Below are 25,201 nucleotides of genomic sequence, written 5' to 3'. Positions count from 1 at the left end.
CCGTGCCCGTTCATCCGCTTCGCCTAGCCCGTGCCACCGCCGAGGCCGAACTGGTCAGCGCGCTCGCGGCACTGCCCGAAACCCTCGGACTCGAGCGGGAGTTCGCTCCCGAGGTGATCGCGGAGGCGGAGGCCGCCGCCGCGCAGACGCCGCTGCCGGAGGCCGACCGCACCGGCATCCCGTTCCTCACCATCGACCCGGAGGGCTCCACCGACCTCGACCAGGCGCTCGCGCTGGAACGCGGCGCCGACGGGCTCGTCGTGCACTACGCGATCGCCGACCTGCCCGCCTTCGTGACGCCGGACGGCGCGATCGATCGAACGGCGCGCGAGCGCGGGATGACGATCTACGCCGCCGACGGGCGCATCCCGCTGCATCCGGTCGCCATCAGCGAGCACGCCGCCTCGCTGCTGCCGAATGAGGTGCGCGGCGCCTTCGTCTGGACGTTCCGCCTCGACGGTCGCGGCGACGTCGTCGAGACCTCCCTCGAACGGGCCCGGGTCCGCAGCCGCCGCCAGCTCTCCTACGAGCAAGCGGATGCGGAGCTCGCGGCCGGGACCGGCGAATCGATCGAGACGCTGCGCCTGCTGCTCGAACTCGGCGAGCTGCGGCTCGCGCTCGAGGCGGAGCGCGGCGGGGCGAGCCTGTCGACGCCGGAGATCCTGGTCGCCCACGACGGCGACCGCTACACGCTGGAGCGCCGCGCACTGCACGCGATCGAGCGAGCCAACGCCCAGCTCTCGCTCATGACCGGGATGGCGGCGGCGCAGATCATGCTCGACGGCGGCGTCGGGATCCTGCGCACCATGCCGCCCGCCGACGAGGAGTCGGTCGAGCACTTCCGCCGCCAGACGCGCGCGCTCGGGCGGCCCTGGCCCGCCGACCAGGCGTACGGCGACTACCTGCGCGGGCTCGACGGCGAGCAGCCGCGCGACCTGGCGATCCTGCACGCGGCCTCGGCGCTGTTCCGCGGCGCGAGCTACACGGTGTTCGACGGTGCGGAGCCCGAAGAGCGGCTCCAGGCCGCGATCGCCGCGCCGTACACGCACGTCACCGCGCCGCTGCGGCGACTGGTCGACCGGTTCGCGCTGCTCGTCTGCGAGGCGCTCGTGCGCGGCGAGCGACCTCCTGCCTGGGTGCTGGAGTCGCTGCCGGAGCTGCCCGGCATCATGGGACGCGCCGCGAGCGCCGCCGGACGCCTGGACCGGCTCACCCTCGACCTGGTCGAGGCAGCCGTGCTCACCCCGCGCGTCGGCGAGGAGTTCGACGCAGTCGTCGTGCGGGCCAACGGTTCGGGAGGGCGCATCCAGCTCGCCGACCCCGACGTCGAGGCCGAGGTCACGGGAGACGTCGAGCCTGGCGAGTCACTCCGTGTGCGCCTGACGCGCGCCGACATCGCCACCGGCACCCTCGAGTTCACCCGCGCCTGACCCGCGCTCCGCGCACACCCGCGCCCCGCGCGCCCGCGCTCCCCCGCGCTCCGCGCACCCGCGCGCCCGCCACCTCCCCGCGAGCGGTGCCAAAAGTGCGATCCCAGCGCCCGACACCCCACGTTTCGCACCGCTCGCGGGTAGCCGGGGGTGGTAGCAGGGACGGGACCAGCGCATCCGCGCGTTGCTGACAGCGCCGCGCCCCGACCAACGACCGGCACACGCCACACGTCACGCGCGTCCGTGCACGCTCGAACACCCCCGCGAGCGGTGCCAAAAGTGCGATCCCAGCGCCCGACACCCCACGTTTCGCACCGCTCGCGGGTAGCCGGGGGGAGGGAGCCGGGACGGGACCAGCGCATCCGCGCGTCAATGGCAGCGCCGCGCGCCGACCAACGACCGGCCCACGCCACACGTCACGCGCGTCCGTGCACGTTCGAACACCCCCGCGAGCGGTGCCAAAAGTGCGATCCCAGCGCCCGACACCCTACGTTTCGCACCGCTCGCGGGTAGCCGGGGGGGGTAGCGGGGGCGGGGCGGGGCGGGGCGGGCGGCTTGAAGGCACGACCGGGTACGTGGGTGCGGCTCAGTCCTCGTCGTCGTCGAGCTCGCGCGGCTTGACGTACGGGTCTTCCTCGCCGGCGTAGCTCGCGCCGACTGACGACTGGCGGGCGACCTCGTCGCGCTCGTGGGCCGTCTTCAGCAGCGAGTCGAGCGCCGCCGCGTTCTCGGGCAGGGCGTCCGGGATGAACTCCAGGCTCGGCGTCAGCCGCGCCGTGATGTTCTTGCCGACCTCGCTGCGCAGCATGCCGGTGGCCGACTTGAGAGCCGCCCACGAGTCGGCGCGCTCCTCGTCGGTGCCGTACACGGTGAAGAACACGCTCGCGTGCTGCAGGTCGCCCGTGACGCGCACATCCGTGATCGTCACGAAGCCGAGACGCGGATCACGCAGCCCCTTCTCGAGCCGACGCGCGATGATCTCCTTGATGCGATCCGCCATCTTGGCGGCGCGATCTCCCGCAGCCATCTCTCCCTCTCCTGCTTCCACTTCACCGGCCGTCAGCTTGGGAGCGGTCGGGGTATTTCACCGGGCCGCTGGTTGGGCCTGGCAGCGACCACCTCGAAGGGGTGGTCGCCGGATGCGGCTCGGGGGAATGCCCCGGCCGCATCCGGCACCCAAGCTTTACGCCCGGACCTTTTCCTTCATCTCGATCGTCTCGATCTCGTCGCCGATCTGGATGTCGTTGAACTTGCCGAGACCGATACCGGCCTCGAAGTCCGTGCGCACCTCTGTGACGTCGTCCTTGAAGCGACGCAGCGAGTCGATCTGCAGGTTGTCGCCGACCACGACGCCGTCACGGATGACGCGCGCCTTGGCGTTGCGCGTGATCGTGCCGGAGCGGACGATGACACCGGCGATGTTGCCGGCCTTGGATGAGCGGAAGATCTCGCGGATCTCCGCGACACCCGACTGGACCTCTTCGAACTCCGGCTTGAGCATGCCCTTGAGCGAGCTCTCGATGTCGTCGAGCGCCGCGTAGATGACCGAGTAGAACCGCACGTCGATTCCCTCGCGGGCAGCGCGCTCGCGCGCCTTGACGTCGGGTCGCACGTTGAACCCGATGACGATCGCGTTGTCGATCGTCGCCAGGTCGATGTCCGACTCGGTGACCGCACCGACACCGCGGTGCAGGATGCGCAGCTGGACGCTGTCGTCGACCTCGATCTTGAGCAGCGCCTCCTCGAGTGCCTCGACGGCACCGGAGACGTCACCCTTGATGATGAGGTTGAGGCTCTCGACCTTGCCGTCTTCGAGCGCCTTGGTGAAGTCCTCGAGCGAGATGCGCTTGCGGGCCTTGGCCAGCAGGGCGTTGCGCTCGGCCGCTTCACGCTTCTCGGCGATCTGACGGGCGGTGCGGTCCTCCTCGGTGACGAGGAAGGTGTCGCCGGCGCGGGGCACGGTCGACAGACCCTGCACCTGCACCGGACGGGCCGGGTAGGCCTCCTCGACCGGGTCGCCGTTCTCGTCGTGCATCGCACGGACGCGGCCGTAGGCCGTACCGGCGACGATCGCGTCGCCGACGCGCAGCGTTCCCGACTGGATGAGCACCGTCGCGACGGCACCGCGGCCCTTGTCGAGCTTCGCTTCGATCGCGACACCGCGAGCGTCCTTGTTGGGGTTCGCACGCAGGTCGAGTCCGGCATCCGCGGTCAGCAGCACGGCATCGAGGAGCTCGTTGATGCCCTTCTGCTGGAGCGCGCTGACATCGACGAAGAGGGTGTCGCCACCGAACTCCTCGGCGACCAGGCCGAACTCGGTGAGCTGCTGGCGCACCTTGGACGGGTTGGCGCCCTCCTTGTCGACCTTGTTGACCGCGACGACGATCGGCACGTTGGCTGCCTGCGCGTGGTTCAAGGCCTCCACCGTCTGCGGCATGATGCCGTCGTCGGCGGCGACCACGAGGATCGCGATGTCGGTCACCTGCGCACCACGAGCACGCATGGCGGTGAACGCCTCGTGACCCGGGGTGTCGATGAAGGTGATGGCACGCTCGTTGCCCTCGTGCTCGGTCCAGACCTGGTACGCACCGATGTGCTGCGTGATGCCGCCGGCCTCGCCCGCGACGACGTTCGCCTCGCGGATCGCGTCAAGAAGCTTGGTCTTACCGTGGTCGACGTGACCCATGACGGTGACGACCGGGGGCCGGATCTCGAGCTCGTCGTCCGACTCGTCTTCGAGCTCCTGCTCGAGGTCGAGATCGAAGGCGGCGAGGAGCTCCTTGTCCTCGTCCTCGGGGCTGACGATCTGGATCTTGTAGCCCAGCTCCTCACCGAGGATGTGGAAGGTGGCCTCGTCGAGCGACTCGGTCGCCGTCGCCATCTCACCGAGGTGGAACAGCGCCGTGACGAGCGCGCCCGGCTGAACGCTGTACTTGGTCAGCGTCTCCAGCTTGTCGGCGAGGTCGCTGATGGATGCGCCGCGGCGCAGGCGAATGACCTTGCTGCCGTCGCCGCGAGGGATCGCGACGCCGCCGAGCGTCGGGGCCTCCCGCATCTCGAATTCGGCGCGCTTCGTCCGCTTCGACTTGCGGGCCTTGCTCTTGCCGCCACCGCGACCGAAGGCACCCGCGGTGCCACCGCCGGGTCCACGACCACGACCGCCGCCACCACCGGGACGACCGGCGAAACCGCCGGGACCGCCGCCGGGACGCTGGAATCCGCCGCCGGCACCGCCGGGACGGCCACCGCCGCCGGGACGCTGCTGGAACGGGGCGCCGCCACCGGGACGCGGAGCACCCGGACGGGGTGCACCGGGACGCGGGGCGCCCGGGCGGGGCGCGCCGGGACGCGGCGCTGCGGGACGCGGGATGGCGCCACCGGCACCGCCGGGACGCGGCATGCCCTGCGAGCTCGAGAACGGGTTGTTGCCCGGACGCGGGGCGCCGGGACGGGCCATGCCCTGCGAGCTGGAGTACGGGTTGTTGCCCGGACGCGGCGTACCGGGGCGCGGGCCCGGGGTCGGCGCATCGCCCGACGGCTTCGCGGCCGGCTGCTCGGGCGCGGGCTTCTCCGCGGCGGGAGCCGGGGTCGCGGGGGCCGCGGCGGGCTGCTCGGGCTCGGGGGCCTTGACCTCGGGCGCGGCGGGAGCCGGCTTCGGGCCGGGCTTCGGCGCGGGCTTGGCGGCCGGCTTCGGCGCGGGGGCCGCGGCGGGCTTGGCGACGCCGTCTTCCTCAAGCGCCTTCTTCAGGCGTCGAGCGACCGGCGGAGCGATCGAGGATGAGGCGCTCTTGACGAACTCGCCCATTTCGGTGAGTTTCGCCAGAGCGATCTTGCTGTCGATGCCGAGTTCGTTCGCGATCTCGTGCACGCGGGGGTTAGCCACAATTCTCCTGTCTGGGTCCACTCCAGGCAGGAGCGGACATCAAAGGGTGAGGGAACTCATTTCGAGTTGCTCATTACTTGTCCATGTGCTTTTCGGCCTATTCAGTCCGTTCGATTCCGGGGCGGTCATTCGCACCGGATTCCACTGTGGTCAGACTCGAGGGATCGAGTCCAGTTGCGACCCGCAGCGCTCGCCCGAAGGCGCGGCGGCGGATCGCGGTGTCAATGCACTCGGGGTTGTCATGCACCCAGGCGCCCCGGCCCGGAAGTCGTGCCGCCGCATCCGCGACGACCCGTCCGTCGCGCGCCACCACCCTCAATAACGAGGAGCGGGGAGCGCGCTGTCGGCAACCCAGGCAGGTTCTGACGGCCTCCATCCTACCCCGGCTCAGGACTCCATCACCGAATCAGGCTGGATGTCGATGCGCGCACCCGTCAATTTGGCGGCGAGTCGCGCGTTCTGACCTTCCTTGCCGATCGCGAGTGAGAGCTGGTAATCGGGCACGAGAGCGCGCACCGCCTTGAGCGATTCGTCGACGACGAACGCGCTGGTCACCTTCGCCGGGCTGAGGGCGCTCGCCACGAAGGTGGCCAGGTCATCCGAGTAGTCGACGATGTCGATCTTCTCGTTGCCGAGCTCGGCGGTGACGGCGCGGACGCGCTGCCCCAGCTCGCCGATGCAGGCGCCCTTGGCGTTGATCCCCGGCTCGAGGGCGCGCACCGCGATCTTGCTGCGGTGTCCGGCCTCGCGGGCGAGGCTCGCGATCTCGACGATGCCGCTCGCGATCTCGGGCACCTCGAGCGCGAAGAGCTTGCGCACAAGACCCGGGTGGGTGCGGCTGACCGTGATTGCCGGGCCCTTCGGGCCCTTGCTGACGCTCGTGACGTAGACGCGGATGCGCGAGCCGTGCGCGTAGTCCTCGCCCGGCACCTGCTCCTCAGGCGGCAGGATCGCCTCGACCGCGCCGAGGTCGACGTGGATCATCCGCGGGTTGGGTCCCTGCTGGATGACGCCCGCGACGATGTCGCCTTCGCGCCCCTTGAACTCGCCGAGCACCTTGTCGTCGCCGATGTCGCGCAGGCGCTGCGAGATGACCTGCTTTGCGGCGAAGGCGGAGACGCGTCCGAAGTCGGCGGGGTTGTCGATCGCCTCGCCGACGACCTCGCCGTCCTCATCGAGTTCGGGGACGTACACCGTGATGTGACCGGTCTTGCGGTCGAGCTCGACACGCGCGCCCACCTCGGGGCCCTGGTCGGTGTGCTTGAGATACGCGATCAGGATGGCCTGCTCGATGATCCCGACCAGTTCTTCAAACGGAATCTCTCGCTCGCGCTCCATGAGCCGCAGCATTCCGAGGTCGATGTCCATCTAGGCCTCCGCTATTCAGATTGTGGGCGGCCTACCCTCGGCCGCATCAATGCAGTCTAACCGAGCACGGCGGGGTCGGCATACGAACTGGGGATCGCGCGGCGGGCGCGCCTTGCGTGTTGCCCGCAGGCCCGGGCTGCGTGCTCGCCGCACGCCCGCGCTGCCCGCTCGCACCGCCCGCCCGCGTCGCGCGCTCGCCGCACGCCCGGGCTGCGTGCTCGCACCGCTCGCCTCCTCATTGCCCCCCTCCCCCCCCACTCCCTCGCGAGCGGTGCGAAACGTGGGGTCTGAGGTCGCAGGACGGCACGTTTGGCACCGCTCGCGGGGGGTGCTGGCGCGCGGGCGACGGGTTGCGCGGCGCGCGGGCGGGGGCTGACCGTCGCGGGAGTGGTGCGGGAGCGCGCGGCGCGGGTGGAAGCGCGCGGCGCGGGTCAGCGGGAGGCAAGGGTCAGCGGGAGGCGAGGATGCGACGCACTCGGGCGACGAAGGCATCCGGATGCGCGAAGACGTCCGCTGCGGTCACGCGGATGACGCGCCACCCCGCCGCCTCCATGCGCTCGCGGCGGGTCAGATCGCGCATCCACGTCGCGCGATCGGTTCGGTGCACGTCACCCTCGTATTCGAAAGCGATGCGTTCACTCGGGTAGGCGAGGTCGGGGTGCATCGCGCCGTCTGCATCCGCAATCTCGACCCCGATCACCGGCTCCGGCAGGCGCGCCGCGACAAGCAGGAGCCTCAGGTGGGTCTCGGGCCGGGAGTCCACCCCGACGCGCACGCGGGGCAGCGCCCAGCCGACGGTCTGGGCGCCGCGCTTGCCGGCGTGGCGCGCAGCAGCCGACGCCAGGTCGGCGGGCGTGCAACACGGCGCGATGCGCGGGCTGCTCCGTCGGCGCGACACGAGGAAGTCGCCGATCGCGACCGCGTCGCGGCGCCCGAGCGAGAATGCGGCGTAGCACCACGCATCGGCCGGGGCGAGGACGGGCAGCCCGCCCACAAGACGGAGGTCGACCTCCGAGAGCCGGCGCCCGCGCACCCCACGGGCCCGCGGCGGGGTGCGCGGGTCGAGCACGCCGACGTCGAGCGGCTCCACGTCGCTTCGAGTCGGGAGCGGCGCGCCGAACAGCCGCAGGGCGGTGCGATGGGAGAAGAACTGCCCCGGCGCGAGCCGCACCGCATACGCGTGGCAGCGCTCGAGCACCTCTCTCGGCGCCTCGCCCGCCACGACGACGCCATGGAACGGATGCGCGATGTCCGGGCAGCGCAGACGCCCCGCCGAGACTCCCGCCGCCAGCGCCTCCCCCGTGCGAGCGGGGGCAAGCAGCAGCTCAGACGGGAGGTCGCTGCGGCGCATGCCTCCATGCTCGCGAACGGTCTCACGGCGCGTGCCGCGCACGCGGCACTCTGTGGACGCTCTCCACAGCCCCGCGAGCGGTGCGAAAAGTGCGATCCTGCGCCCTCGCACCCCACGTTTGTCACCGCTCGCGGGGAGGTTGGGGTGCGCGCGGCGCGCGTTGCGCGGGGCGAGTTGCGCGGCGCGAGCGGTGCGAAAAGTGCGATCCTGCGCCGTCGCACCCCACGTTTGGCACCGCTCGCGCGGAGGTGGGGTGCGCGGCGCGAGCAGGCAGCGCGGCGCGCGGCTCAGGCGAGGCGGGCGAGCAGCTCCGTGGCGGGCACCTCGGTGCGGTCGTTGGTGCGGCGGTCCCAGAGCTCGACGAGGCCATCGGCCGCACCGCGACCCACGATCACGATCGTCGGCACACCGAGCAGCTCGGCGTCGCCGAACTTGACGCCGGGTGACACCTTCGGGCGGTCGTCGTAGAGCACGTCGCGGCCGGATGCCTCCAGCTCGCCCGCCACCGACGCGGCCAGCTCGAACGCCGCGGCGTCACGGCCCGTGGCGACCACGTGCACGTCGAACGGCGCCACCTCGGCGGGCCAGAGCAGTCCGCGGTCATCCGCGGTCGTCTCGGCGATCGCCGCAAGGATGCGGGTGACGCCGATGCCGTACGAGCCCATCGTGACGGTGACGAGCTTGCCGTTCTCGTCGAGCACCTTGAGCCCGAGCGATTCGGCGTACTTGCGTCCCAGCTGGAACACGTGGCCGATCTCCATGCCGCGCAGCAGGTCGACCGGGCCGGAGCCGTCGGGCGCGGGATCGCCCGCGCGCACGTCGGCCACCTCGACGGTGCCGTCGCCGACGAAGTCGCGACCGGCGACGAGGCCGAAGACGTGCTTGCCGTCGGCGTTGGCGCCGGTGATCCACTCGGTGCCGTCGACGATGCGCGGGTCGAGCAGGTAGCGGATCTCGGTCGCCGACTCGGCGCCGAGCACCGAACCGGTGGGGCTCCACGGGCCGATGTAGCCCTTGACCAGCAGCGGCTGCTTCTCGAAGTCCTCGGCGGTCGCGGGCTCCACCTCGGCGGGCGCGAACGCCGCCTCGGCGCGCTTCATGTCGACGTCGCGGTCACCGGGAACGGCCACGATGACCAGTTCGCGCGAGCCGTCGACGTGGGTGAGTGCCAGCACGACGTTCTTGAGCGTGTCGGCGGCCGTCCACTGGCGGCCGTCGGGGCGCGGGTGGTTCTGGTTGGCGATGTCCACGAGGGTGGCGATCGTCGGGGTGTCGGGGGTGTCGTGCACGACGGCCGGTTCGAGCCCCTCGATCGGGAGCGCGGGGGGCGCGGTCGTGGTGTACGCCTCGACGTTGGCCGCGTAGCCGCCCGCCGAGCGCACGAAGGTGTCCTCGCCGATCGGGGTGGGATGCAGGAACTCCTCGGAACGCGATCCGCCCATGGCGCCCGCGTCGGCCTGCACGATCTCGTACTCGAGCCCGAGGCGCGTGAAGATGCGCTCGTAAGCGTCGCGCTGCGCCTGGTAGGAGGCGTCGAGCCCCGCGTCGGTGTAGTCGAAGGAGTAGGCGTCCTTCATCGAGAACTCGCGCCCGCGCAGGAGGCCGGCGCGGGGCCGTGCCTCGTCGCGGTACTTGTCCTGGATCTGGTAGATCGACAGCGGCAGGTCCTTGTAGCTCGAGTACAGGTCCTTCACGAGCAGCGTGAAGACCTCCTCGTGCGTCGGCGCGAGCAGGTAGTCGGCGCCCTTGCGGTCCTTGAGGCGGAAGATGCCGTCGCCGTACTCCTCCCAGCGGCCGGTCGCCTCGTAGGGCTCGCGCGGCAGCAGCGCCGGGAAGTGCACCTCCTGCGCACCCGCACGCTCCATCTCCTCGCGGATGACCGTCTCGATCTTGCGGCGGACCTTCAGCCCCAGCGGCAGCCAGGCGAAGATGCCGGGGGCCTGGCGGCGGATGTAGCCGGCACGCACGAGGAGCCGGTGGCTCGCGACCTCGGCGTCGACGGGGTCTTCGCGCAGGGTACGGACAAAGAGTTGAGACAGGAGCGTAGGCACGGCGTACAGCCTATCCGCGCGACATGCTCGGCTCAGTCGATCTCGTTGCCCCCGACGGAGGCGCGCGCGAGCACCACCTCGACGGCGTTGATCGCACCCACGACGCCGATGACGAGCGCCGCCACGTCGTAGCGTCCGCTGTCGAACGGGGCGCTGCTCGGAGCCCCCGGGATGCTGGCCCAGGACGGCGGCTCGGCGCCCGCTCCGACGAACGCCGGGTCCGGATCGTTCTGCGCGTTGACCAGTACCGAGAGGATCCCGTCGGTGCCGAACAGTCCGCCGAGCGTGCCCCCGAGCACCCCGATGAGCGCCGCGGAGGTGGACGACAGGGTCGACTCGAGGGCGGTCACGAGCGGACCGGTCGCGGTCGACAGCGCCGTCTGGACGAGGCCGCCCACGACCGGCCCGACCGTCGCGATGGAGCCTTCGACCCCGGTGAGCACGCCGTTCACGATCGTCGACACCGCGGCGCAGACCAGCCCGCAGGAGCCCAGCCCGAGGGTCGCGTCGATCGTGCCGGAGCCGGCCAGCAGCTCGTCGAGGGAGCCGTCGATGTCGATCACCAGGTTGCCGAGGTCGACGGTGGTGACCACGACCGTGACGCTCACCGGCACGGTCACCGTGACGCTCACGTCGACAACGTCGAGCGCGGATTCGATGGCCGAGACGACGTCGGCGACCCAGTCCGCAAGGGCGGCCGAGACCGCGTCGGTGAGCGCCGTGAGCACGGCGTCGTTGATGAGCAGCTCGGTGTTGGGGTCGAGTCCGTTGAGCCCGTCGGTGCCGTACTGCTCACCGAGCAGAGCCGCCAGGTCGACGCCGATCGTTCCGGCGGCGAGGTCGATCTCGACGATGCCCTCGTCGTCGCTGATGGTGTCGTCGAGCAGCGCGTCGACGGCCGAGAAGTCGACCGTCACCGCGACGGTCGCCGTCGGGGCGCCCACCCCGAGCGCCCCGAGCACGCCGGACAGCGAGCCGAGCACTCCGGATGCCAGGGCGTTCGTGAGCCCGGCATCGCCCGACAGCCCGGCGACCGCGCCTTCGAGTGCGGTGAGCGTGGACTGCACCGAGGTGACCAGGCTGCCGACCAGCGGCGAGTCGAGATCGAGGTCGAGCCCGGCGATCGCGTAGTCGCGTTGGAGCTCCGCATAGATGTCGTCGCTCCATGCGGCGCCGCACCCGTCCACCTGCGCGACGCCGACGAGCGCGCCGAGCTCCAGCCGCAGGTCGGTCAGATTCGCGGTGACCAGGTCCGACAGCGTCTCGCCGGTCGCACCGGTGAGCACGGTGCCGAGTTCGAGGGTGCCGAACTCCGGGCGGTCCTCCTGCGGTCCTGAGAACGCGTCGAGCGCGATGCCCCCGGTGTCGGTCGCCGCCCCGGCCGCGGCTGCCGAGCCGAGGTCGTCGGAGGCGCGTGCGTACTGGTGGTACACGCCCGTCGCCGTGTCGAGGGGAAGCACGAGCACATCGCCGAGAGACAGGTTGATCGCGTCGAACGCGGCGGAGAACTCGAGCGGGTCTCGCCAGGCCTGGTCATCGGATGCGGGCACCGGATCGGCGCTCGCCGGCGTCGGTGCGGCGTCGGTTCCGTCGTTGTCGACGCGGACGCCGTCGAGCTCGGCGATCGTCGCGAGGTCGAGGCCGAGCAACTCGCCGCCGAGCATGGTGCCCGCCGCCGTGCTGGTGCCGAGACCCGGCGCCGTGCAGTCGAGCCCGGCGGAGGAGGTCTCGACCCACTCGGTGTCGGTCCACGCCGCCGTGGAGCTGCCGACCAGGCCGGTGGCGACGATCGAGGTGAGGGCGAGCCCGGCGACCGCGACCGAGGCGCCGCGACGGGCTCGGGCGCCGTCGCGCGCGCTCACGAGCGGGCCCCCGACGGGCGCGCGAACCGGGCGCGTGCCGCGGCGACGATCAGCCCGCCCGCGCCGAGCAGGACGGCGGCGAGCGCGAGTGCCGCGGCCGGGTTGACCCCGGTGAGCGCGATGTTCGGGGAGGGCTGACCGGAGCCGCCGGCTATCCCCTCGGTATCGCCGGCGGCCCGGAACTCGATGTCGAAACTCGCGGAGGTGGCCTGAAGCTCGCTCGGGGCGAGGTCGGGAAAGCGGATCGTGGCGAGGAAGTGGCGCTCGCTGTCGTTGGCGAGCGATCCGAGCGCCCAGAGCTCGGCGTCCCCGATGTCGGCGAACGCGCGGTCCGCGAGCGTGGTCGTCGCGACACCCGCGCAGGTCGCCTCGTCGGCGGCGTCGGCCGGGACGACCCAGGCGGTCGAGCACTCGCGGATCTCGATCCGCAGGCCCTCCGGGTGTGCGGCCAGTTCTCCGGAGCGCCGCACCGTCATCCACAGCTCGCCGTCGGTCGCATCCGATAGACCGGTCGTGAACGACCAGTAGACGCGGTCGCCGGGCTCAAGCTCGGCCGCGATGGTGACGGGCGCGGCGTCGATCCAGAGCAGGCTCGAGGCGCCGTCGTCGACGATGTCGGCCGCCGCGGGCGCGGCCGCACCGCCGACAGCGAGCGCCGCGCCGACGGTCAGCGCGCCACCCGCAGCGAAAGGGCCGCGGAGCTTCGCGCTCATGACGCCGGCTCCGCCCGGTGGTCGGGGCGACGTCGCGGCGGCCACCACGCCCAGAGCACGACGGCGGCGGCCACGGCGCTCAGCGCGATGACACCGGCGGGCTGCTGTGCCGCGCCGACGAGCGCTCCGACGACGGGAACCCCGCCGAGGACGAGGCCGACCCGCTGAACCAGATACGGCTGCGGGTCATCGATCGAGTTAGCGTCGCCGCGCAGTGTCAGGGCGGCTCCCTCCCCGGTCGTCTCGAGGCCGACGATGCGGTGGGTGACGGGGGCGTGCCCCGCTCGCGAGACGGTCACCACGTCGCCGACAGCCAGCTCGTCGGCACTCGCGTCGCGCACCACGAGCAGTGCGCCCGCGGGGTACGTGGGCGCCATCGAGCCCGTCTCGAGCCGCACCATCGCGATCCCGAAAGCCGGCGCGATGCTCGCGAGCACCATGACGAGCCCGAGCAGTCCGGCGATCGTGATGATCACCGTCTTGGCACCCGCGACCAGCGTGGTCGCGGTCGAGCCGCGGGGCCGTCGCCCGCGAATCACGGGCGACGGCAGCAGTGTCGTCGACATCTCGGCGCGCGAGCTGCGGACTACGGCGCGACCGAGATCGCGTCGAAGTGCCACACCGGCGTCGCGGTCTCCCCCTGGAGGGCGTCGTCGCTCGCGTAGCTCGCCGGGAAGGTGAGCGCGAAACACACCGTCTGCTCGGTTCCCGGCAGGGTGGCCGTCGCGGCGGCGAGGTCGAACGTGGCCGCCCCGTCGCTGTCCAGCGCCGAGCCGAGCGCCACGAGCGTGGCCGTCGCGTCGTCGGTGTAGTCGGTCGCGTTGCAGCTGGTGTGCGCGTCCATCAGGACGGCGCCGTAGGTGAGAGCCGCCTCCAGACTGCTCGCAGCCGAGGTGTCGGTGTCGGCGACGAGACTGAGTTCACCCCCGAGCGAGTCGACGGGAGTGCGCAGCCGCACGAAGCCGTAGACCGTGTCTCCCGGTGTCAGCGTCGCCGCCGCCGTGCTGAAGTTGACGGTGTTGGCCGCCGGCTCGGTCTCGTGGTGATCCCACGCCGCCGCGGCGCCCACATTCTGCTCCACCTCGAAGGTGGAGGCGGTCACTCCGGCGGAGCTGTCGACTCCGCCCGTGATCCACTCGACGTCGGTCCACGCTGCGAGCGAGCCCGCGGCGATCCCTCCGCCCAGCACGAGCCCGGCAGAGCCGAGTGCGATGATTCTGTTGCGTGCGCGCGCTCGACGCGCATTGATTTTCTGCCCCATGTCCTGACCCCCAGCGGTCGGCGATCAGGAGCGCGTGAAGACATGCCCCATCGAGTCCCTGATCCCCTAATGGGCCGGTCGACTTCGACCGGCAGCCCGGTTGGTAAATCCGGGTATCTCCAAGGTAGACGGACCAGTCTGTTGAGTAAAGATCCGCTTTGCCCCCGATTGGGGGGACAAATCGTGAGGAAGACCCGCGAATCAGGCGGTGACGACCTCGGGGGCTCCGCTCTCGCCCGGCGGCATCTCGGCGGCGAGACGGTTCGCCTCCTCGATCAGCGTCGCCACGATCTCCGACTCCGGAACGGTCTTGATCACCTCGCCCTTGACGAAGATCTGACCCTTGCCGTTGCCGGAGGCGACGCCCAGGTCGGCCTCACGGGCCTCGCCGGGCCCGTTGACGACGCAGCCCATGACGGCGACGCGCAGCGGCACGCTCATGCCCTCGAGCCCCGCGGTGACCTCGTCGGCCAGCGTGTAGACATCGACCTGGGCGCGGCCGCAGGAGGGGCAGGAGACGATCTCGAGCTTGCGCTCGCGCAGGTTGAGCGACTGCAGGATCTGCAGACCCACCTTGACCTCTTCGGCGGGCGGCGCCGACAGCGACACGCGGATGGTGTCGCCGATGCCCTCCCCGAGCAGGATGCCGAACGCGGTCGCGCTCTTGATCGTGCCCTGGAAGGCGGGGCCCGCCTCGGTCACGCCGAGGTGCAGCGGCCAGTCGCCGCGTTCGGCGAGCTGACGGTAGGCCTTCACCATCACGATCGGGTCGTTGTGCTTGACCGAGATCTTGAAGTCGTGGAAGTCGTGCTCCTCGAACAGCGAGGCCTCCCAGACGGCGCTCTCGACGAGCGCCTCGGGGGTGGCCTTGCCGTACTTCTGGAGCAGGCGCGGGTCGAGGCTGCCCGCGTTGACGCCGATGCGCAGGCTCACGCCCGCGTCCTTGGCGGCCTTGGCGATGGCGCCGACCTGGTCGTCGAACTTGCGGATGTTGCCGGGGTTGACGCGCACGGCAGCGCAGCCGGCGTTGATCGCCTGGAACACGTACTTCGGCTGGAAGTGGATGTCGGCGATGACCGGGATCTGGCTCTTCTTGGCGATGATGTGCAGCACATCCGCGTCGTCCTGGCTCGGCACGGCGACGCGCACGATGTCGCAGCCGGAAGCCGTGAGCTCGGCGATCTGCTGCAGGGTCGCGTTGATGTTCGTCGTCGGGGTCGTCGTCATCGACTGGACGCTGACGGGCGCATCGCCGCCGACGAGCACCTTGCCCACCTTGATCTGACGCGACTTCCGTCGCGGGGCAAGGGTCTCGGGGGCGGGCTTCGGCATCCCAATGTTCAGTGCAGGCACAGACCCCAGCCTACGGGTCGAAGCACAGGACTCGCTGTGGCGGGGTCGCGCGTCACGACCCCGCCACCGCGCGCACCGCTACTCGGCCGCCGCAATGTGCGCGGCGAAGGCCGAATCGAACTCGGCGGGCTGTTCGAGGTGGGGCGAGTGCCCGCAGTCCTCGAAGACGAGTTCGCGATACGACCCTCCGGCCTCCGCGTAGCGCTCCAGCACCTCGCGGGTCTGGGTGACCATCGGCTGCGGCGGGGCGACGTCGGCGCCCGGCCAGCCGGGGACGGCCCCGACCTGCCCGAGCATGTTCAGGTCGAAGAACGAGGCGTCGGAGACGATCGCGTCGGCGGTGCCGCGCACCCACAGCACGGGCGGCTTGCTCAGCAGGTCGACGATCGCCGTCGTGTCGAAGTGGTCGGGCGACATCGTGTTGAGCACGCCGCGACCTCCGGGCGCGAATCCGGGCCAGGCGTCGACGACGCGCGCGTCGCCCGGGTAGTTGTCGACTCCGGTCTTGGTGGTGAGCATGGAGGCGACCCAGAGGTCCTCGTGCTCGATGCTCTCCGGATGCGCGACGTACGCGGCGCGGTAGACGGAGCGCGGCGAGGTCTGCTCGTCGGCGCTGGTGTCACCCGACTCGAGCCGGGCGACGAAGTCGGGGTTCGCTCCCCCGCCGCCGGTGCCGGCGGCCTCCGCATCGAGGCGGCGTCCGCCCGCCCCGGTGCCGCCGAAGCCGTAGGGCGAGATCGGCGACTCGAGCGTCATGCTCTTGACCAGTTCGGGGCGGTCGAGCACGAGCTGCATGACGACGCCGGCGCCCATGCTCCAGCCGAGCACGTGGGCGGAGGTGACGCCGAGCGCGTCGAGCACGCTCGCCACGTCGTCGGAGAAGTCGCGCACGCCGCGCGTCGCGTCCACCGGGAGGGTCTGGCTCTCGCCGAAGCCGCGCAGATCGATTGCGAGGGCGCGGTACTCGGCGGGCAGCGCCAGCATGGTCGGCTGGAAGAACAGCGACGACGACACGTTGCCGTGGATCAGCACGACGGTGGCGGACGCCTCCCCGGCCGCGGCGCGCTCCAGCACGCGCGCGGTGAGGCGCGGGGTCGTCACGTCGTGGGCGACGATTCCGTCGAAGAGGGACTGCGACATCAAGGAACTCCTTTGTTCTCGAGGGCGGTGCGGGGATCTATTCGGTCAGTTCGACGCGCAGCTCGGGCTCGGTCGCGGCGCGCACCTCGTCGACGGTGACGCCGGGGGCGAGCTCGCGCAGCACGAGGCCGTCGGGCTCGACGTCGATGACGGCGAGGTCGGTGATGATGCGGTGAACCACCGCGCGCCCGGTCAGCGGAAGCGAGCACTCGCGCACGATCTTGGCCGAGCCGTCCTTGGCGACGTGCTCCATCAGCACGATCACGCGCTGGACGCCGTGCACCAGGTCCATCGCGCCGCCGGGGCCCTTGACCATCTTTCCGGGGATCATCCAGTTGGCGAGGTCGCCGTGCTCAGAGACCTGCATGGCGCCGAGGATGGCGGCGTCGATCTTGCCGCCGCGGATCATCCCGAAGCTGGTCGCCGAGTCGAAGAAGGCGGAGCCGGGCAGCGTCGTCACCGTCTCCTTGCCCGCGTTGATGAGGTCGGCATCGACCGCGTCCTCGCTCGGGTAGGGGCCGACGCCGAGGATGCCGTTCTCGGACTGCAGCACGACGGTGCGGCCCTCGGGCAGGTAGTTGGGCACGAGCGTGGGAAGCCCGATGCCGAGGTTGACGTAGGCGCCGTCGGGCAGTTCGAGCGCGGCCCGCGCCGCCATTCCAATGCGATCCAGGGGCATCTCAGGACTCCTTCGCCGAGCTGACGGTGCGCTTCTCGATGCGCTTCTCGATGTCGCCGCCGACCTCGATAACGCGCGAGACGTAGACGCCGGGCAGGTGCACGGCATCCGGATCGATCTCGCCGGGCTCGACGAGCTCCTCGACCTGCACGATGCAGGTGCGGCCGGCCATCGCGGCGAGCGGCGAGAAGTTGCGGGTGGCCTTGCGGAACACGAGGTTGCCGTGGCGGTCTCCGCGCCACGCATGCAGCAGTGCGAAGTCGGTCGTGATCGACTCCTCGAGCACGAAGTCGCGCTCGCGGCCCGCGTACATCATCCGCCGCACCTCCTTGGGCGGCGAGGCGACGGCGATAGTGCCGTCGGGGGCGTAGCGGCGCGGCAGTCCGCCCTCGGCGACCTGCGTGCCGACGCCGGTCTGGGTGAAGAACGCCGCGATGCCGGAGCCTCCGGCGCGCAGCTTCTCGGCGAGGGTTCCCTGCGGCGTGAGCTCCAGCTCGAGCTCGCCGCTCAGGTACCGGCGCTCGAACTCCTTGTTCTCGCCGACGTAGGAGGAGGTCATCTTGCGGATGCGACCGGCCCCGAGCAGGATCCCGAGCCCCCAGTCGTCGACGCCGCAATTGTTGCTGACGATGTCGAGCTGATCGGCGCCCTGCTCCAGCAGCGCTTCGATGAGCGCCATCGGCGCCCCGCTCAGACCGAATCCGCCGACGGCGATGGATGCCCCGGAGGGAATATCGGCGACCGCCTCGGCGGCGGTCGCGACGGTCTTGTCGATGCTCATCCCGTGCTCCTTGCGTGTGTGTCGGCGATGCGACGCGCGACGAGGTCGGCGACGGCGTCGGCGCCGCGCTCCCCCATGACGATCGTGTAGTGGTTGACGTCGGCGACCTCGTGGATCTCGACCTTCGGCAGCGCGGCGCGCCAGCGCGCCATCTCCGAGTCCGGGTACAGCGGCGGAACCTGGTTCAGAAGGCCCCGCGGTGCCCGCACGAAGTCGACGCCGACCGGCAGCGCGGCGAGCGCCGCGGCGTACTCGGTGTCGCCGTCCAGCTGGAGCGAGTCCTGCTGCACGGCCTCCAGGCGCGTCGCGGGGTGCAGGCCCGGCGCCTCGCCGACGAGGTCGTAGTCGATGTACTGCTCAATGGTGGGGCCCCACTCGGCGGCGAAGGCGGGGTGCTCGCGCCAGTAGTCCCGGTAGGCGGCGTGGTCGGGGAAGGTCATCGACAGTCGCGCGGCCGCGGGGCCGATGAGCGCCGCCGCGAGCTCGTCGTCGCTGATGCCCTCGGGTCGAGGAATCGGCAGTCCGCCGTCGACGAGCACGAGTCCGGTCACCCGGTCGGGGTGGCGCCGAGCCAGCTCGACGGCGACGAACGCGCCCATCGAGTGCCCGACGACCAGGCAGCTCTCGACCTCGGCCGCATCCAGCAGCGCCGCCAGATCGTCGGCGTGCTGCGGCATGCCCCAGGGGCCCGGAAGCCCACGACTGCCGCCGCGACCGCGCAGGTCCGGGGCGATCACGCGCGTTCCCGGAAGCCGCTCGGCAACGAGCGGCCAGGCCCGATGCGAGGCCGTGATTCCGTGCACCGCGAGCACCGCCGTGAGAGGCTCGGCGCCGTGGCGCCACTCCCCCGCCGCAAGCTCCCCGCCGCGCACCGGCGCGGTGAAGGGTCGGTACCCGGTCATCGCGCCGACCACCCGCCGTCCATGGTGTGGCTGGTGCCGGTCACCATGCCGGCCGTGTCACCGCACAGCCAGACGACGAGGTCGGCGACCTCGGAGGGCTCCAGCAGTCGCTTGATCGCCGACTCGGTCAGCATGACCTTCTCGACGACCTCGGCCTCGGGGATGCCGTGCACGCGCGCCTGGTCGGCGATCTGCTTCTCGACGAGCGGCGTGCGCACGTACCCGGGGTTGACGCAGTTGCTCGTGACGCCGTGCGCGGCGCCTTCGAGCGCCGCGACCTTCGAGAGCCCCTCGAGGCCGTGCTTGGCGGCGACATAGGCCGACTTGAACGGCGAGGCGCGCAGGCCGTGCACCGAGCTGATGTTGATGATGCGGCCGAAGTTCTGCGCGTACATGTGCGGCAGGCTCGCCCGGATCAGCAGGAACGGCGCCTCGAGCATGATGCGCAGCATGCGGGCGAAGAACTCGGGATCGAAGTCCTCGATCGGGCTGACCCGCTGGATTCCGGCGTTGTTGACCAGGATGTCGGCGTCGAGGCTGAGCTCGGCGAGCGCGGCCGTGTCGGCGAGGTCGACCTGCCAGGCCGTGCCGCCGATCTCGCCCGCGACGCGCTCCGCGGCGGTCAGGTCGATGTCGGCCACCGTGACGCGCGCGCCGACCGCAGCGAGCGCTCGCGCGCAGGCCTCGCCGATTCCGCTTCCGCCTCCGGTCACGATCGCGTGGCGTCCGCTCAGTGGCGCGGTCTGCTCGGTCATGGTGTCGCCGTCCCCTCGGTCTTGGGTGCCGTCAGCGCGCCCCGAATGAAGCGCATCATCTCGTCGAAGACGTGGTCGGGAACCTCGGAGGTGCCGCTCGCGGTGGGATCGGCGTCGTCGCCGGCCGCATCGCCGTCGCCCCAGAGCACCCAGCGCATCCCGATCATCTCGCCGACGCCCATCAGCGCCCACGCGGCGACGACCGGATCGATGTCGCTGATCTCGTCGGCGGCCTGCGCCGCGGTGAGACCTTCGATGTAGCCCTCGACGATGCGCGTGTAGTGCAGCCGCAGCGTGCGCGGCGAGACGAACTCGGCCTCGCGGATGATCCGGTAGAGCGCCGGGTGCTCGGCCGTGAAGCGGAAGAAGGCCCGGAAGCCGGCCCGCTCGGCCTCGAGGCGCCCGACGGCACCGCGCGCGCCCTCGCTCATCGCCAGCCGGACGCGGTGGTTGAGGTCTTCGACGAGCTCTTCGAAGATCTGCAGCTTGCTCTCGAAGTACAGGTAGAACGTGCCCTGGGCGACCCCGGCGCGCTCGGTGATCCGCACGACGGAGGCGTCGGCGTAGCCGACGGCCGAGAAGACGTGCTCGGCGGCCTCGATCAGCTTGGCCCGGGTGCGCGTGCCGCGCGGGGTTCGCGGCGGCGTGATCGTCATGGTCGGCGCTCCGACTCGGCGTCGGTCGAGGCGGCCGGATCCAGCGAGCCGAGCGCGCTCTCGGCGAGCCATTCGGCGACGAGTGCGCGACGCAGCGTCTTGCCGGCCGCGGAGCGCGGGACCGCGGCGACGAAGCGGACGTGCTTGGGCACCTTGAAGCGGGCGAGCGCTCCCTCGCAGTGGGCGAGCAGGTCGTGCTCGTCGGTCGCGACACCGGGCCGCGCCACCACCCAGGCCACCGCCACCTCGCCCCACGTGTCATCGGGCACGCCCGCGACGGCCACATCGGCCACCGCGGGATGCTGGAACAGCACGCCCTCGATCTCGGCCGGGGCGACGCCCTCGCCGCCGGTGATGAAGATGTCCTTCAGCCGGTCGATGACCCGGTAGTAGCCCTCCGAGTCGCGCCGCGCGAGGTCGCCGGTCGCGAGCCAGCCGCCGCGCATCGTCGCGGCGGTCTGCGCCGGGTCGCGGAAGTAGCCGGCGAAGACGCCGGGGCCGCGCACGAGCAGCTCACCCGAGCCGGGCCCGGTCACGTGCTCCCCGGTCACCGGGTCAGCGAGCGCGACCTCGACGTGCGGGTAGGGCTTGCCGGCGGAGCCGACCTTGCGGCGCGCGTCCTCATCGGGCAGGCAGAGCACGTTGGGCGCCGCCTCGGTGAGCCCGTAGCCCTGGGTGAGCGCCACGCCGCGACCGTGCCAGACCCGCAGCAGCGGCTCGGGCATCGGCGCGCCGCCGACGATCGCGTGCCGCAGGCTCGTCAGGTCGGTGGTCGCGAAGGCAGGGTGCTGCGCGAGGAACAGGTAGTTGGCGGGCACGCCCATCATCGAGGTGATCTGGCGGTCCTCGATCAGGTGCAGCACGCGGCCCGCGTCGAAGGTGCGCTCCAAGACGACGGTCGCGCCCATCCACCAGGCCAGCAGCGGCTGGATGTTCCAGCCGCCCACGTGGTACTGCGGCATGACGGCGAGCACGACGTCGGAGCTGGTCAGCTCGGCGGTGCGCGAGAGCGAGAGGTTCGTCCAGAAGCAGTTCGCGTGCGTGAGGATCGCCGCGCGCGCCCGGTCGAGGGTGCCCGAGGTGAAGATCAGCAGCAGCGCGTCGTCGTCGCGCACGGCGCGGCGGGTGACGGGATCGGCGGTGCGACGAACCGGCGGCACGATCGTGCGCTCGATGCCGGTCATCCCGAGGGCGCCCACCGCGAGCGGGTTCGCGAGGCGCTCCCGGGCCGCCTCGGCGACCGAGGCGAACTCCTCCTCGACCAGCAGCAGAGCGGGGTCGGCGAGGTCGAGCTGCTCCGAGAGCTCGCGCGGCGAGAGCCGCCACGACAGGGGCACGAGCACCAGCCCGGCCTTCGCGCAGGCGAAGAACAGCACCACATGGTCGGCGCTGTTGCCGGTGATCGTCGCGATGCGGTCGCCGACGCCGTAGCCGTTGTCGAGCAGCGCCTCGGCGAGCGCGGTGGCGCGATCATCGAGCGCGCGATAGCTGAGCACGACACCGCGGTCGTCGATCGCGACGCGGTCCGGGGTCGCCAGCGCACGATCCGCTGTCCACCGCCCGAGCGTGTGCAGTCCATCGCCCTGGTTCACGAGACCTCCTCGAGCTCGTCGCGGTCCTTGCGGAGCGAGCCTCGACCGGTGACCGCGGTGCGCGCGATCCCGGCGATGCCCCCGGGCAGGAACAGCACGACCAGGATAAACAGGGTGCCGAGGATGAACAGCGGTTCCGAGAGCGGGATGCGGAGGATGTCGGGCAGCCCCGCGATCGCGTCGGAGCCGGCGAGCGAGGTCAGCCGCTGGTCGAGCAGCGTGTAGATGATGCCGCCCACGATCGCGCCCCAGCGCGAGCCGACGCCGCCGAGCACCACGATCACGAGCAGGGTGAGCGTGAAGTCGGCCGAGGTCGCCCGCGGCGTCGCGCCGCTCTGCAGCAGCAGGTAGGCCATGCCGACGAGCGCGGCGAGCGCGGAGGCGAGCACGAACGCGGCCAGCTTGATGATGATCGGGCGCAGACCGATCACGCGCACGCGCAGCTCGTTCTCGCGCGTCGCCGCGGCCACCCGGCCGCCGCGTGACTTCTCGAACCACAGCACCGCGAGGTACACGACGACGAGCAGCACGAGCGTCAGCCAGTACAGGTTGCGCGTGTTGAGCACGCCCACGAGGAAGTCGGGCACGTGCTCGATGTCGAGTCGGATGCCCTCCTCGCCGCCGGTGATCGCGGGGTTGCGGCGCACGATCACGTTGCCCGCCTGCGCGAACGCGAGCGTGACCATCGCGAACGAGATCCCGGTGACCCGGAGGCTCACCGCTCCCAGCAGCGAGGCGATCACGATCGCGGCGGCGAGCGCGAGGCCGACCGCGGGCAGCAGCTCGAGGTCGGTCTGCTCGAGCACGATGCCAAGGCCGTAGGCGCCGACCGCGAAGTACAGCGCGTGGCCGAACGAGAGCAGCCCGACGGTGCCGAACAGCAGGTGGTAGCTGAGCGCCAACGAGGCGAACAGCAGGCAGAGCGCGAGCAGCTGCAGCGTGCCCGGCGTGTAGCTGGCCCCCGGGAACACGCCCGGGATCTCGATCGCCAGCAGGGGCAGGATCGCCGCGAGGGCGAGGAACACCCCGCCGACCGCCCAAGGCAGCCACGAACGGTTCGCGGTGATGAATGCGCGCACGCGGTTCATGCCTTCCTCCCCAGCAGTCCGGACGGTCGCACGAGCAGCACGCCCGCGAGCAGCAGCACGACGACGAGGTCGCCCGTGCCGCCGAGATAGAAGTTCGCGAACTGCTGCAGCACGGCGACGATCACCGAGGCGATCGCGGCGCCCGCGAGCGAGCCGAGTCCGCCGATCACGGTGACGATGAACGCGAAGATCAGCAGCGATCCGCCGAGGTGGGGCGAGACGTAGCCGAAGTAGTGCGAGGCGAGCACGCCTCCCAGCCCGGCCGCGGCGCCGCCGATCGCGAACACGACCGTGAACGCCTTGCGCACGTCGATGCCGAGCGCGGTGACCATCGACCGGTTCTCGACCCCGGCCCGGATGACCAGGCCGAAGCGGGTGAACCGCAGGAAGAACACGATGCCGAGCAGCACGATCACCGCGGCCGCGATCAGGATGAAGCGGTCGTTGGGGATGCGCGCGCCGAGGATCTCGGTGGTCTGCGAGAACCACTCCGGTGCCGAGACGTAGATCGCGTCGGTGCCCCAGATGCCCTCGAACAGGGCGACGCTCGCGAGCGCGAGACCCACCGTGACGAGCACCTGTTCGATGTGCCGGTTGTAGAGCCGCCTGATCAGCAGCAGCTCGGTGAGGGCCGCGACGAGAGCACCGACGAGTGCGCCGAGGATCACGGTGAGGAAGAAGGTTCCCCAACTGGCGCCGTCGAGCCTCCGGGCGAGTTCGAAGCCCGCGAACGCGCCGAGGGTGAGGAAGCTGCCGTGGGCGAAGTTCAGCACGCCCATCAGCCCGTAGATCAGCGAGAGGCCGGAGGCGATCAGGAAGTACAGCGCCCCGAGGCCGAGGCCCGTGATGAGCAGCAGGATGACGGTGCTCATGCGGCGTCCTCCGCCGAGTGCACGCCGAGCAGCGACATCGTTTTCTCCTCGTCGTCGAGCAGGTCGGCGGCGAGGCCGGCGAAGACGACGCGTCCCGCCTCCAGCACCACCACGGTCGCCGCCAGGCGGCGCACGACCTGCAGGTTCTGCTCCACCAGCAGGATCGGCGTCGCCTCGGCCATCTTCTCGAGGGCGACGGCGACCTCGCTGACGATGCGCGGGGCGAGCCCCTTGGTGGGCTCGTCGACCAGCAGCAGGCGGTTGTCGTTGAGCAGGGCGCGCGCGAGCGACACCATCTGCTGTTGTCCGCCCGACAGCGTGCCGGCCTGCTGGGCAGACCGGGCGTGGATGTCGGGGAAGAGCTCGGCGACCAGTTCGCGCCGCGGCGCGCGGTCGCGTTCGGCGAGGCGCAGATTCTCGGCGACGCTCAGGCTCGCGAAGACCTCGCGGTCTTCGGGCACGTAGCCGATGCCTCGCTGCACGATGCGGTGCGTCGGTTCGCGGTCGATGCGCTCACCGGCGAATTCGATCTCGCCGCTGCGCTCGATCAGACCGAGGATGCCTTTGACGGTGCTCGTCTTGCCGACGCCGTTGCGGCCGAGCAGCGCCGTGACTCCGGTCGACGGAACCTCGAGGCTGACGTCTTCGACGACCTGCTGCCCGGCGATCTGGGCGCGCAGACCCTTCACGCGCAGGATGGGCTCACTCACAGGGACTCCCCCAGGTAGGCGGATTGGACGGTGGCGTCGGCCATGACCTTGTCGGGCGTGTCGCAGGCGAGCACGCTGCCGTGGTGCATGACCGCGACGCGGTCGACGAGGCCGAGCACGACATCCATGTGATGTTCGACCATGAGCACGGTGCGACCGCTCTGGTGCACGCCGCGGATGACCTCGACGAGACCGGCGACGTCGCCGGAGCTGACCCCGGCCATCGGCTCGTCGAGCAGGATGACGCGGGGCTCCTGCGCCAGCAGCATCGCGATCTCGAGCTTGCGCTTGTCGCCGTGCGAGAGGACTCCCGCTTCGGTGTCGGCGTAATCGGCGAGGCCGACCTCGGCCAGTCGCTGGCGGGCGATCTCGGTCGCCTGATCCCGCATGCGCGGGAAGCGGACGACTGAGAGCGCACCGCCGAGCTTGGATTGGGCGGCGAGCCGAACGTTCTCGAGAGCCGTCAGGCCGCCGAAGAGGCTCGAGGTCTGGAACGTGCGGCCCAGACCGGCCCGTGCCCGTCGTGGGATGGAGTGCGACGTGACGTCGACCCCTTCGAGTTCGACGCGTCCCTCGGTGGGGACCATCAGACCCGAGATGAGGTTGAACAGTGTTGTCTTGCCGGCCCCGTTGGGGCCGATCACTCCGAGCATCTCTCCCTCGGCGACCGAGAGCGACACGTCATCGATGATGCGTGCGCCCCCGATCGAGAGGCCGAGGTGCTCGACGGTGAGCACGGGCCGATCTGTCATGA

At 71.2% G+C, this 25,201-nt stretch carries 23 protein-coding genes; 1 reads left to right on the top strand and 22 read right to left on the bottom strand.

Features of this window, described 5'->3' with window-relative positions:
- The first annotated feature begins 2 nt into the window (after positions 1–2).
- Positions 3–1,430, top strand: a complete 1,428-nt coding sequence (locus AC0L6Y_RS04370) for an RNB domain-containing ribonuclease (protein ID WP_473556281.1) — start codon at positions 3–5, stop codon at positions 1,428–1,430.
- A gap of 586 nt (positions 1,431–2,016) precedes the next feature.
- On the opposite strand, the gene rbfA is transcribed toward AC0L6Y_RS04370, so the two are convergent.
- The 22 genes from rbfA to AC0L6Y_RS04260 all read right to left on the bottom strand — a co-directional run bounded on the left by rbfA (position 2,017) and on the right by AC0L6Y_RS04260 (position 25,199).
- Positions 2,017–2,457, bottom strand: a complete 441-nt coding sequence (gene rbfA / locus AC0L6Y_RS04365; protein ID WP_473556277.1) for a 30S ribosome-binding factor RbfA — start codon at positions 2,455–2,457, stop codon at positions 2,017–2,019.
- 156 nt (positions 2,458–2,613) lie between these two features.
- The gene (infB, locus tag AC0L6Y_RS04360) at positions 2,614–5,313 is read right to left on the bottom strand and encodes a translation initiation factor IF-2 (protein ID WP_473556270.1); all 2,700 of its coding nucleotides are present in this window, start codon (positions 5,311–5,313) and stop codon (positions 2,614–2,616) included.
- A gap of 97 nt (positions 5,314–5,410) precedes the next feature.
- A complete protein-coding gene (locus tag AC0L6Y_RS04355; protein ID WP_473556266.1) occupies positions 5,411–5,689 on the bottom strand; it encodes a YlxR family protein in 279 nt (92 codons plus the stop codon).
- Between the two features lie 11 nt (positions 5,690–5,700).
- Complete coding sequence (nusA, locus tag AC0L6Y_RS04350) at positions 5,701–6,681, bottom strand: transcription termination factor NusA (RefSeq protein WP_473556261.1); 981 nt, start codon at positions 6,679–6,681, stop codon at positions 5,701–5,703.
- A 448-nt stretch (positions 6,682–7,129) separates the two neighbouring features.
- Positions 7,130–8,032 (bottom strand): endonuclease domain-containing protein, encoded by a 903-nt coding sequence (locus tag AC0L6Y_RS04345; protein WP_473556255.1) that lies wholly within the window; start codon positions 8,030–8,032, stop codon positions 7,130–7,132.
- 287 nt (positions 8,033–8,319) lie between these two features.
- Positions 8,320–10,083, bottom strand: a complete 1,764-nt coding sequence (locus AC0L6Y_RS04340; protein WP_473556251.1) for a proline--tRNA ligase — start codon at positions 10,081–10,083, stop codon at positions 8,320–8,322.
- A 32-nt stretch (positions 10,084–10,115) separates the two neighbouring features.
- Entirely contained in the window at positions 10,116–11,945 is a 1,830-nt protein-coding gene (locus tag AC0L6Y_RS04335; protein WP_473556246.1) for a choice-of-anchor G family protein, read from the bottom strand.
- Positions 11,942–12,658: a hypothetical protein gene (locus AC0L6Y_RS04330; RefSeq protein ID WP_473556240.1), complete on the bottom strand. Its 717-nt coding sequence runs from the start codon at positions 12,656–12,658 to the stop codon at positions 11,942–11,944. The genes AC0L6Y_RS04335 and AC0L6Y_RS04330 overlap by 4 nt, the downstream gene beginning before the upstream one ends.
- Complete coding sequence (locus tag AC0L6Y_RS04325; protein ID WP_473556235.1) at positions 12,655–13,224, bottom strand: signal peptidase I; 570 nt, start codon at positions 13,222–13,224, stop codon at positions 12,655–12,657. Before AC0L6Y_RS04325 ends, AC0L6Y_RS04330 begins: the two co-directional genes overlap by 4 nt.
- A 20-nt stretch (positions 13,225–13,244) precedes the next feature.
- Positions 13,245–13,847 carry a SipW-dependent-type signal peptide-containing protein gene (locus AC0L6Y_RS04320; protein ID WP_473556230.1) on the bottom strand — a complete coding sequence of 201 codons (603 nt, stop codon included), beginning with the start codon at positions 13,845–13,847 and terminating at the stop codon, positions 13,245–13,247.
- Positions 13,848–14,120: 273 nt separating this feature from the next.
- Positions 14,121–15,272, bottom strand: a complete 1,152-nt coding sequence (gene ispG / locus AC0L6Y_RS04315) for a flavodoxin-dependent (E)-4-hydroxy-3-methylbut-2-enyl-diphosphate synthase (protein WP_473556227.1) — start codon at positions 15,270–15,272, stop codon at positions 14,121–14,123.
- A 78-nt stretch (positions 15,273–15,350) separates the two neighbouring features.
- Positions 15,351–16,412, bottom strand: a complete 1,062-nt coding sequence (locus tag AC0L6Y_RS04310) for an alpha/beta fold hydrolase (RefSeq protein ID WP_473556220.1) — start codon at positions 16,410–16,412, stop codon at positions 15,351–15,353.
- 37 nt (positions 16,413–16,449) lie between these two features.
- Positions 16,450–17,091: a CoA transferase subunit B gene (locus tag AC0L6Y_RS04305; protein ID WP_473556215.1), complete on the bottom strand. Its 642-nt coding sequence runs from the start codon at positions 17,089–17,091 to the stop codon at positions 16,450–16,452.
- Between the two features lies 1 nt (position 17,092).
- Positions 17,093–17,872: a CoA transferase subunit A gene (locus AC0L6Y_RS04300; RefSeq protein ID WP_473556211.1), complete on the bottom strand. Its 780-nt coding sequence runs from the start codon at positions 17,870–17,872 to the stop codon at positions 17,093–17,095.
- Positions 17,869–18,774: an alpha/beta fold hydrolase gene (locus tag AC0L6Y_RS04295; RefSeq protein ID WP_473556206.1), complete on the bottom strand. Its 906-nt coding sequence runs from the start codon at positions 18,772–18,774 to the stop codon at positions 17,869–17,871. Before AC0L6Y_RS04295 ends, AC0L6Y_RS04300 begins: the two co-directional genes overlap by 4 nt.
- A complete protein-coding gene (locus AC0L6Y_RS04290) occupies positions 18,771–19,529 on the bottom strand; it encodes a 3-hydroxybutyrate dehydrogenase (protein WP_473556203.1) in 759 nt (252 codons plus the stop codon). Before AC0L6Y_RS04290 ends, AC0L6Y_RS04295 begins: the two co-directional genes overlap by 4 nt.
- Entirely contained in the window at positions 19,526–20,185 is a 660-nt protein-coding gene (locus AC0L6Y_RS04285; protein ID WP_473556197.1) for a TetR/AcrR family transcriptional regulator, read from the bottom strand. The genes AC0L6Y_RS04290 and AC0L6Y_RS04285 overlap by 4 nt, the downstream gene beginning before the upstream one ends.
- On the bottom strand, positions 20,182–21,777 hold the full coding sequence (locus AC0L6Y_RS04280; RefSeq protein WP_473556194.1) for an AMP-binding protein: 1,596 nt from the start codon (positions 21,775–21,777) through the stop codon (positions 20,182–20,184). The genes AC0L6Y_RS04285 and AC0L6Y_RS04280 overlap by 4 nt, the downstream gene beginning before the upstream one ends.
- The gene (locus AC0L6Y_RS04275) at positions 21,774–22,865 is read right to left on the bottom strand and encodes a branched-chain amino acid ABC transporter permease (protein ID WP_473556190.1); all 1,092 of its coding nucleotides are present in this window, start codon (positions 22,863–22,865) and stop codon (positions 21,774–21,776) included. The genes AC0L6Y_RS04280 and AC0L6Y_RS04275 overlap by 4 nt, the downstream gene beginning before the upstream one ends.
- Positions 22,862–23,737: a branched-chain amino acid ABC transporter permease gene (locus AC0L6Y_RS04270; protein ID WP_473556185.1), complete on the bottom strand. Its 876-nt coding sequence runs from the start codon at positions 23,735–23,737 to the stop codon at positions 22,862–22,864. The genes AC0L6Y_RS04275 and AC0L6Y_RS04270 overlap by 4 nt, the downstream gene beginning before the upstream one ends.
- Positions 23,734–24,447, bottom strand: a complete 714-nt coding sequence (locus AC0L6Y_RS04265) for an ABC transporter ATP-binding protein (protein WP_473556179.1) — start codon at positions 24,445–24,447, stop codon at positions 23,734–23,736. Before AC0L6Y_RS04265 ends, AC0L6Y_RS04270 begins: the two co-directional genes overlap by 4 nt.
- Positions 24,444–25,199, bottom strand: coding sequence for an ABC transporter ATP-binding protein (locus AC0L6Y_RS04260; protein WP_473556174.1), 756 nt, complete (start codon positions 25,197–25,199; stop codon positions 24,444–24,446). The genes AC0L6Y_RS04265 and AC0L6Y_RS04260 overlap by 4 nt, the downstream gene beginning before the upstream one ends.
- Positions 25,200–25,201 lie beyond the last annotated feature (2 nt).

The sequence above is a fragment of the Pseudolysinimonas sp. 10J20-29 genome, from assembly GCF_055809595.1.
Note: the sequence above shows the minus strand (reverse complement) of the source record. Positions and strands in the feature narration are given on the sequence as shown.